Origin of the sequence: Synechococcus sp. W65.1, assembly GCF_047461615.1 — a bacterium.
In the GTDB taxonomy this organism is placed as follows: domain Bacteria; phylum Cyanobacteriota; class Cyanobacteriia; order Thermostichales; family Thermostichaceae; genus Thermostichus.
On the sequence record NZ_JANSHI010000013.1, the window covers coordinates 77,536 to 85,621 of the forward strand.

The 8,086-nt window shown below is 60.6% G+C and carries 8 protein-coding genes; 5 read left to right on the forward strand and 3 right to left on the reverse strand.

Annotation, left to right across the window (positions count from 1 at the left end; genetic code table 11):
• Positions 1-4 precede the first annotated feature (4 nt).
• Positions 5-1,144, reverse strand: coding sequence for a hypothetical protein (locus NW806_RS08545; RefSeq protein ID WP_414410778.1), 1,140 nt, complete (start codon positions 1,142-1,144; stop codon positions 5-7).
• A 424-nt stretch (positions 1,145-1,568) separates the two neighbouring features.
• Here NW806_RS08545 and NW806_RS08550 point away from each other — a divergent pair, with 424 nt between their 5' ends.
• The 3 genes from NW806_RS08550 to NW806_RS08560 all read left to right on the forward strand — a co-directional run bounded on the left by NW806_RS08550 (position 1,569) and on the right by NW806_RS08560 (position 4,258).
• Positions 1,569-2,585, forward strand: a complete 1,017-nt coding sequence (locus tag NW806_RS08550) for an ATP-binding cassette domain-containing protein (RefSeq protein WP_414410779.1) — start codon at positions 1,569-1,571, stop codon at positions 2,583-2,585.
• Positions 2,586-2,631: 46 nt separating this feature from the next.
• Positions 2,632-3,480 (forward strand): ABC transporter permease, encoded by an 849-nt coding sequence (locus NW806_RS08555; protein WP_414410780.1) that lies wholly within the window; start codon positions 2,632-2,634, stop codon positions 3,478-3,480.
• A 127-nt stretch (positions 3,481-3,607) separates the two neighbouring features.
• Positions 3,608-4,258 carry a class I SAM-dependent methyltransferase gene (locus tag NW806_RS08560; protein WP_414410781.1) on the forward strand — a complete coding sequence of 217 codons (651 nt, stop codon included), beginning with the start codon at positions 3,608-3,610 and terminating at the stop codon, positions 4,256-4,258.
• Positions 4,259-4,275: 17 nt separating this feature from the next.
• Here NW806_RS08560 and NW806_RS08565 read toward each other — a convergent pair whose 3' ends face one another.
• Positions 4,276-5,199, reverse strand: coding sequence for an NAD(+) kinase (locus NW806_RS08565; protein WP_414410782.1), 924 nt, complete (start codon positions 5,197-5,199; stop codon positions 4,276-4,278).
• Positions 5,200-5,374: 175 nt separating this feature from the next.
• Between NW806_RS08565 and ispE the strand changes: the two genes are divergently transcribed.
• On the forward strand, positions 5,375-6,316 hold the full coding sequence (ispE, locus tag NW806_RS08570) for a 4-(cytidine 5'-diphospho)-2-C-methyl-D-erythritol kinase (protein WP_414410783.1): 942 nt from the start codon (positions 5,375-5,377) through the stop codon (positions 6,314-6,316).
• 92 nt (positions 6,317-6,408) lie between these two features.
• Positions 6,409-7,812 (forward strand): 3-isopropylmalate dehydratase large subunit, encoded by a 1,404-nt coding sequence (gene leuC, locus NW806_RS08575; RefSeq protein WP_414410784.1) that lies wholly within the window; start codon positions 6,409-6,411, stop codon positions 7,810-7,812.
• Here leuC and NW806_RS08580 read toward each other — a convergent pair.
• Positions 7,809-8,086, reverse strand: a 278-nt coding sequence (locus NW806_RS08580; protein ID WP_414410785.1) for a bifunctional hydroxymethylpyrimidine kinase/phosphomethylpyrimidine kinase, incomplete at its 5' end; no start/stop codon positions are given. The genes leuC and NW806_RS08580 overlap by 4 nt on opposite strands.

The window sequence follows — 8,086 nt, forward strand, 5'->3', positions numbered from 1 at the left end:
TTTTTTACCTAAAGAAGTCGGGAAATACATTTCGCAGATTAGAGAGCTGCTCGTTAAAGCAGGTGAGGCGATCCCCACTAGCGCTCACCATCGTTAGGTCGGCCCGCCCGGTCGCGCCCTCGGATCCCAAGAGAGGAACGCTCATCCGGCTGGGATCCTCAGGATTCTGGGAGACGCGGATAACAGCTCGCTCGCGGTTGAACTGATAGGCCTCGGCCACGTAGCGGATGGGCTCACTCAAGCTGGGCTCCAGCGGCAGACCGGGGGCTGGCAAAAGATCCACTAGCTCGGTAAAGGTGCCGCTCCGCAAGCCCACCACGGCAGCAGCTCCCAACTGGTTGCAGATGGCAATGAGCACGGGTTCCTGGGCGCTGGCGCTGACGTTGGTCAAGGTGACAGTGACATTGGCCCGGCTGGGTGCTGGGGGATAAGTAATCTCAAAGAGGCGGGCAGGGGCATTGCCCAGCTCGTCGCGGATGCGAAAGCGAAGCTGCCCCCTGTAGGGCAGGATGGAAGAAAAGTAGAAGCCGAAGCGGTCACTGGGGCCACGTCCAGGGATGTTGGCCTGGCCAGGGACGTAGGCGAGGACGGCCCGGCTTTGCCAGTTGTTGGGGGGCGCGTAGGGCAGCAAGGGGCCGCTGTCAAGGCTAGGGGGATCCTGGGGAGGTGGATCCGGCTGGCCATCCCTGTTTAGATCCAGGCCATTGCCCAAAAAGGCCACTGAGCGCTGGAGTAAGATGGGGCGGTTTTGGTTATCGACTAGAGGAGGTCGCCCTTCCGCCAGCCCTGCGTTCTCCACATAGACGTTAAAAGGGCGATTCAAGATCTGGTTGTCCCGCCGCCGCCGCACGTTGAACTGGAGGTAAGGCCCCACCGCGCCTGCTGTTGGGGATCCCCCCGTAATTTCAAAGTCATCGGCCCGCAAAAAGACGTTTTCTAGCGGGCTAGGCGGAGTTGTTGCCTCCCCGCAGCCGACTAGGCCGAGGGCAAAGGCTACTAAAGCTACAAAGGCTGCACCAGATCCCCCCTTTCTGGGGAAAGCTCGGTCTTTCCAGGCCGGCAGGCAAGCTTTGGCTTCAGCCTTCATCTCCACAACAGTTGGCAAGGGTTTGCCGCCCGCAACCTGCCCAATGGCCTGTACCACTATACCGCTCTGAAAGACTTATACAACCCCGGACAAAAGCGGACTTTTGATCCAGGTTGAGGCTTTCTTCCTGCTTCCACGACCCGTAGCTAGTGGTAGGCTTAACACCTACTACCCCGCCAGAGGGATCTCCGCAGGCGTGACTTCCCCGCGAGCTGCAGGTAGTTGCTCCTTGCTCTTGATCGAGCACACAGGCTAAAGACGGAGCCTACTTTAGCCTAGGCAAAGTGCCTGCCAGATAAAGATGCACCTGCAAGTCTACTAGCGCAGCTAATCCACGTCAAGGCAGAAAGTTCGTTACGCCACGCAGTGGCGCTCGCGTCAGCGGGACCGAGTCCTCATTGTCCAGTGAATCAAGGACTAGAGGAGAGCCCTAGGCTCGGTTTCTTATGCAGCTTGCTAGCCTAGAGGGAGCGAAAGGTGGATGCCCATGTCAAATACCCCTGCGGTCTTGGTTCAACACCTCCAGAAGCGCTACGGCTCCACGGTGGCTGTGGCGGATGTCTCCTTCCAAGTAGAGCCCGGCCAGATCTACGGCATTCTTGGCCCCAACGGCGCCGGCAAAACCACCACTCTGCACTGCCTGTGCACCCTGCTGCGCCCTGACGCGGGCCGGATCGAGGTGTGCGGGATCCCGGTCAACGAAAACCCCAGGGCGGTACGCGAAAAGCTGGGCTTTGTTGCCCAGGAGGTGGCTTTGGATAAGGTGCTGACGGGGCGAGAATTGCTGCAGTTGCAGGCCGACCTCTACCACCTGCCGCGGTCCTTGGCCCGAGAGCGGATTGCCACCGTCCTTGAATTGCTGGGGCTGGCCGACCGTGCCGACCAACGCATCGGCACCTACTCCAGCGGTCTGCGCAAACGCCTAGATCTGGCGGCAGGGCTGCTCCACCAGCCCCAGGTGCTGGTTTTGGACGAGCCCACGGTGGGCCTGGATATCCCCAGCCGGCAGGCCATCTGGGACTTTCTGCGCCAGCTTAGAAACACCGGCGTCACGGTGGTGCTCAGCAGCCATTACCTGGAAGAGATCGATCTATTGGCTGACCGGGTGGCCATCATCGACCGCGGCAAGCTGATTGCCGAAGGAACCCCAGAAGAGCTGAAAGCCCGCGTCGGCGGCGAGCGCATCACCGTCAAGCTGCAGGAGTTTGCCCCGCCAGAACTGGCCCAGCGGGGTGCCGAACTGCTGGCCTCTCTGCCCTTTGTCCAAAAGGTGGTGATCAACAGCGCCCAGGGCAATGCCCTCAACTTGGTGGTGCAGCGGAATGGGGAGGATCCCCTCAGCCAGATCCGCGCCCACCTTGAGGCCCACGGGCTGGAGGTCTTCAGCAGTACCCAATCTCGCCCCAGCCTGGACGACGTGTATTTGGCGGCAACCGGGCAAACCCTCCTGGATGCAGAGCTGGCAGCTTTCGAGTCCAACTTAGGCAAGAAAAAGTAGTTTTTCCCTGATTCCCAATCCTTACCAAGTTTGCAGGAGCCTTCGTATGACCTCTGCTGCTTCCCCAATTCAATCCAGCCCAATTCCCCTTTTGACAGCAGAATTTTGGCAGGAAACTTTTGCCCTCACCCGCCGCTTGTTTATCCAACTGCAGCGCCGCCCCGTAACCCTGGTAGTCGGCATCGTCCAGCCGCTGCTCTGGTTGATTTTGTTTGGAGCCTTGTTTCAGAATGCCCCTATTTTTGGGGCCGGGCAAAACTACACCCAGTTTTTGGGAGCAGGCGTGATCGTGTTTACGGCCTTTGGCGGGGCTTTGAATGCGGGGGTGCCGGTGATTTTCGACCGGGAGTTCGGATTTTTAAACCGACTGCTGGTGGCTCCCCTCACCTCTCGCTTTTCCATTGTGCTGGCCTCCAGCCTGTTCATCGTCAGCGTGGCGCTGCTGCAGACGGCGGCAATCGTGGGGGCAGACTACGTCCTCGGCGGCGGGATCCCAGACGTGCGGGGCTTGGCGGTGGTGGCCTTGATCGTGGGCCTGTTGGTCTTGGGCTTTACCGCCTTGAGCTTGGGCCTAGCCTTTGCCATGCCGGGGCACCAGCAGTTGCTGGCTTTTATCTTTCTGGTCAACTTGCCTTTGATCTTCTCCAGCACGGCTTTGGCTCCCTTCAGCTTCATGCCCACCTGGCTGCGCTGGGTGGCCAGCCTTAACCCGCTCACCTTTGCCATCGAGCCAATTCGCCACGTCTACCGCACCAGCACCTGGAGCTTTGCCGATGTGGTGCTACAGGCTCCCTGGGGCAATCTCACCCTAGCGGGATCCCTGGGGCTCTTGACGGGGTTTGTGGTGGTGTCAGTGCTGCTGGTGCAGGGGGTGCTGCGCAAGGGCTTGGCCTGAGGGGCTTTGGGACTGGCTCGGGGAAGCCGAGTTGGTCTTGTGCCTTTCAAAGTCAATGGCAAGAAGCAGACTTCTCCTTTTGTCCTGCTACCTGGCTCCTTTTCGGAGGACGTTGGAGATTTTGGCCATGGCAGTTCTTGAAGATTGGCAGCGCTCCAAGTTGGATCCCAGCGACGATGCCCTCTTCTACAGCTACCCCCGCTTCGTAACCCATGTAGATGCTGGCTTCATCGGCCAGCTCACGGATCTCTACCGCCGCTACTTGCAGCCCCAGACCCGCATTCTCGACCTAATGAGCAGTTGGGTTTCCCATTTGCCGCCGGAGATGGATTTTGCCCATGTGGAAGGGCACGGGATGAATGCTGAAGAACTGGCGGCTAACCCTCGGCTTAACCATTTCTTCGTCCAGAACCTCAACCAAAACCCACTCCTGCCTTTCCCGGACTGCACTTTTGATGCCGTGCTGAACGCGGTTTCGGTGCAATACCTGCAGCAGCCGGAGCAAGTGTTTGCCGAGGTGCATCGCATCCTTAAGCCCCAGGGCTTCTTCATTGTCAGCTTCTCCAACCGCATGTTTTTCCAGAAGGCAATCCAAGCCTGGCGAGACAGCTCGGAAGCAGAGCGGGTGGAGCTGGTCAAGCGCTATTTCGAGGCAGTGCCAGGGTTTGAGATCGTCGAAGTCATCCAGCGGCCTGCTCCCCTGAGTTGGCTTGCCTTTCTGGCCGGAGGGGGCAGGGATCCTTTCTACGCCGTGGTTGGGCGGCGAGCTGCAGCTTAAGAGGCAGTAAGCGAAAGCTAGGGCAGCTCTACCGAGGTAGGCTTAGAAGCATAGGTCAGGCCCCAGCCCAATTTCTCACGCATGACCCGGAAGAACTCCGGTCGGCGTAGGCGAATCAGGTCTGTGCAGTAGGGGGCGCGGACAACGCGAATTTGGTCTTCTGGCAGGATGTAGCAGCCAGCATTGCCGTCCGCTACCAAAACCAGCGGCTGAGGGCTAGCGGGGCTGATCCACACCTCTTCCGAATCGGGAAAGACCAGAGCCCGTGAGGCCATCGAGTGGGGACAGATAGGGATCAACTGCAACACCGGCAGGCTGGGAGTGATGACCGGTCCTCCTGCAGAAAGGGCGTAGGCGGTAGAACCGGTGGGGGTGGCTAGGATAATGCCGTCGGCGGCCACATCCAGAGGGGAGTGCTCCCCAATGGTGACTTCAAAGTGGCACATGCTGGTCAAAGGCTCGCGGTGGAGCACCATCTCGTTGAGGCTAAGCACTTCCCAGCGCAATTCGTTGCCGCGGTAGGCCTGCACCAGCAACATGCTACGGCGATCCAGAATGTACTCGCCGGCAATGGCTGCCTTGGCCGCCTCTTCTAGGTGGGTTAGGTAGGTCTCCGTCAGAAAGCCCAAGTGGCCAGTGTTCACGGCCAGCAAGGGGATCCCTTTGGGAGCCAGTTGCCGGGCTGCTGCCAAAACGGTGCCGTCTCCCCCCAGCACTACGGCAAACTTCATGCTCTCGTCAAAGCCGGCGGGGGCCAGGCTGTCCACCTTGGTCAAGCAGACGGGACTGTCAAGCTTGGCGTAGCCGAGGACGCCGCCCCAATTGGGGGCCACACAGACTTCCCACCCCTGCTCCTGAAACCAGCGGGAAAGGATTTCGCTGCTGCGTTTAGCGGCAGGCTTGGCGTCGTTGTAGAGGATACCGACCTTGGGCTTGCTCATGGGAGGGGGAAGAGGCAGAGCGGTGCCAAAACTCTATCAGTTCTAGATAGCTGCCGCAAAAAATAGCTGGCCCCCTGGCCCCAGCTCGGGTCACCGCCAGGGATAAGCTGGAAGAGCTCCCCAGCGAGTCTCTGGACGGGCTGAGGGGAGTTGAAAATGTTGTTCGCTTTTTCCCATGCAAGCCTGTACCCTGGTCGCCCGCGCCAAGATCAATCTTTACCTAGAGATCCTCGGATCCCGCCCCGATGGCTATTCCGAGGTGGCCATGATCCTGCAGAGCATCGCTTTGGCGGATCGCGTGCGTCTCCAGCGCCGCCCCCACGGGATCCACCTAATCTGTAACCACCCGGAAGTGCCGGCAGATGCCCGCAACCTGGCCTACCGCGCGGCTGAGCTGCTGCAAAAGGAGTGCCAGACCAATCTGGGGGTGGAGATCCACATCGAGAAGCAGATCCCCGTGGCGGCGGGCTTGGCAGGCGGCTCAGCCGATGCAGCGGCAGTTCTGGTGGGGTTGAACCAGCTCTGGGGCTTGGGCCTGACGGTCAGAGAACTGCAGCACTTGGCGGCCCGCTTGGGATCCGACATTCCCTTTTGCGTGCAGGGGGGCACCCAGCTAGCCACAGGACGGGGAGAAGTTTTACAGCCGCTGGCCGACTGGGAAGGGATCCCCCTGCTGTTGGCCAAGCCCAAGCGCCTTGGGATCTCCACTGCCTGGGCCTATCAAGCCTTTCGCGCTCACCGTGCCGCTTCCTTGCCTTCTGCGGGATCCTCTCTGTCGACCTTGCCCCAAGTCCTCGCTGCTCTGGAGCGTCGGGATCTGCTGGCCTTGGCCCGCAGTTTACGCAACGACCTGGAGCAGCCAGTTTTGGCCGAGTACGCTATCGTGGGAAAATTGCGCCAGGCCTTGCTGGAGGTAGGGGCGTTGGGATCCCTGATGTCGGGCTCGGGGCCGACAGTGTTTGGGCTCATGGCCAGCCTGGAGGGGGCTGCTCAAGCCTGCGAGAGCCTGCGCCGCCGCTTTCCGGAGGTGGACTTCTGGGTAACCCAGTTTGCTCCCACCGGCATTCTGCTGGAGCCGGATCCCCACCCTCTCGATCCCCCTAGAATTGCTAGCTAGCCTAGCCAGGAAACAGGCCCTGATAACCGGTGGAACATTAAAGCTCTGTAGTTCAGACTAAAAATTAGCTTGGCTGCGGGCCTGAGAAGAAGATGAGCGAGAGGACGTTGTTTGACAAAGTCTGGGACGCCCATACGGTGCGGATCTTGCCCTCAGGGCAGACGCAGTTGTTCATTGGGCTACACCTCATCCACGAGGTCACCAGCCCCCAGGCTTTTGCCATGCTGCGGGAGCGCAATCTGCCAGTTCTTTTTCCAGAGCGGACGGTGGCGACGGTCGATCACATCATCCCCACCGACAACCGGACGCGACCTTTTGCGGATCCCTTGGCGGAGGAGATGATCCAGGAGCTAGAGCGCAACTGTCGCCAATACGGCATCCGCTTCTACAACAGCGGCTCCGGCCGGCAGGGGATCGTGCATGTGATAGCGCCGGAGCTGGGGCTGACGCAGCCGGGGATGACCATTGCCTGCGGCGATAGCCACACTTCTACCCACGGCGCCTTTGGAGCCATTGCCTTTGGCATCGGCACCAGCCAGGTGCGGGACGTGCTGGCCACCCAAACTCTGGCCTTGTCCAAGCTCAAGGTGCGCCGCATCGAGGTGCAGGGCACGTTGGGGCCGGGGGTTTACGCCAAGGATGTGATCCTGCACATCATCCGCAAGCTGGGGGTCAAAGGCGGGGTGGGCTACGCCTACGAGTACGGCGGCAGTACTGTCGAGGCGATGAGCATGGAAGAACGCATGACCCTCTGCAACATGTCCATCGAAGGGGGAGCCCGCTGCGGCTATGTCAATCCCGATGCCGTGACCTTTGAGTATTTGCGGGGGCGGGAGTTTGCTCCTCAGGGATCCGATTGGGAAGAGGCTGTGGCCTGGTGGCAAAGCCTAGCCAGCGACCCCGACGCTGTCTATGACGACGTGGTGGTGTTTCAGGCCTCCGAGATTGCTCCCACGGTTACCTGGGGGATTACCCCCGGCCAAAACATTGGGGTGGACGAGCGGATCCCGGCTCCCGAGGAGTTGCCAGAAAGTGAGCGGGAACTGGCTAGGGAAGCCTACGCCTACATGGGCTTGCGACCAGGGGATCCCATTGTAGGCACGCCGGTAGATGTCTGCTTTATTGGCAGCTGCACCAATGGCCGCTTGAGCGATTTGCGGGAGGCAGCCAAGGTTGCCAAAGGCCGGCGGGTAGCGCCTGGAGTGAAAGCGTTTGTGGTCCCTGGCTCCGAGCGGGTCAAGCAGGAGGCTGAACAGGAAGGCTTGCGGGAAATCTTTGAGGCAGCAGGGTTTGAGTGGCGGGATCCCGGCTGCTCCATGTGCTTGGCTATGAACCCAGACCGCTTGGTAGGGCGGCAGATTAGCGCCTCTTCCTCCAACCGCAACTTTAAGGGCCGCCAGGGATCCCCCACAGGGCGCACTCTGCTCATGAGCCCGGCCATGGTGGCGGCAGCAGCAGTGAGCGGCAAAGTGGTGGACGTGCGGACGCTGCTTTAGTCGGAGCTAGAGGAGGCAAGAAGGGGGTAGAAGTGACCCACCGGTCCCTGACCGGCCCCAATGGCCAAAGGATGCCGCAGGGCTTCGGTAACATAGGCCTTGGCCAGCAGCGTTGCCGTCAGAGGATCCTTCCCCCAAGCCAGTTGCGCCGCAATGGCTGCCGAGAGGGTGCAGCCGGTGCCGTGGGTGTGGCGGGTGGGGATCCGCTTGCTTTTGAGCACCTCGAGCCGCTCGCCGTCAAACCACACGTCCACCCCCTGCAGTTCTCCCGGCA

What these genes read in the sequence shown, in the direction of transcription:
- NW806_RS08565 (WP_414410782.1), bottom strand. Translation starts at nt 5,199, where the DNA reads ATGAGCAAGCCCAAGGTCGGTATCCTCTACAACGACGCCAAGCCTGCC.
- NW806_RS08550 (WP_414410779.1), top strand. Translation starts at nt 1,569, where the DNA reads ATGCCCATGTCAAATACCCCTGCGGTCTTGGTTCAACACCTCCAGAAG.
- NW806_RS08555 (WP_414410780.1), top strand. Translation starts at nt 2,632, where the DNA reads ATGACCTCTGCTGCTTCCCCAATTCAATCCAGCCCAATTCCCCTTTTG.
- ispE (WP_414410783.1), top strand. Translation starts at nt 5,375, where the DNA reads ATGCAAGCCTGTACCCTGGTCGCCCGCGCCAAGATCAATCTTTACCTA.
- leuC (WP_414410784.1), top strand. Translation starts at nt 6,409, where the DNA reads ATGAGCGAGAGGACGTTGTTTGACAAAGTCTGGGACGCCCATACGGTG.
- NW806_RS08560 (WP_414410781.1), top strand. Translation starts at nt 3,608, where the DNA reads ATGGCAGTTCTTGAAGATTGGCAGCGCTCCAAGTTGGATCCCAGCGAC.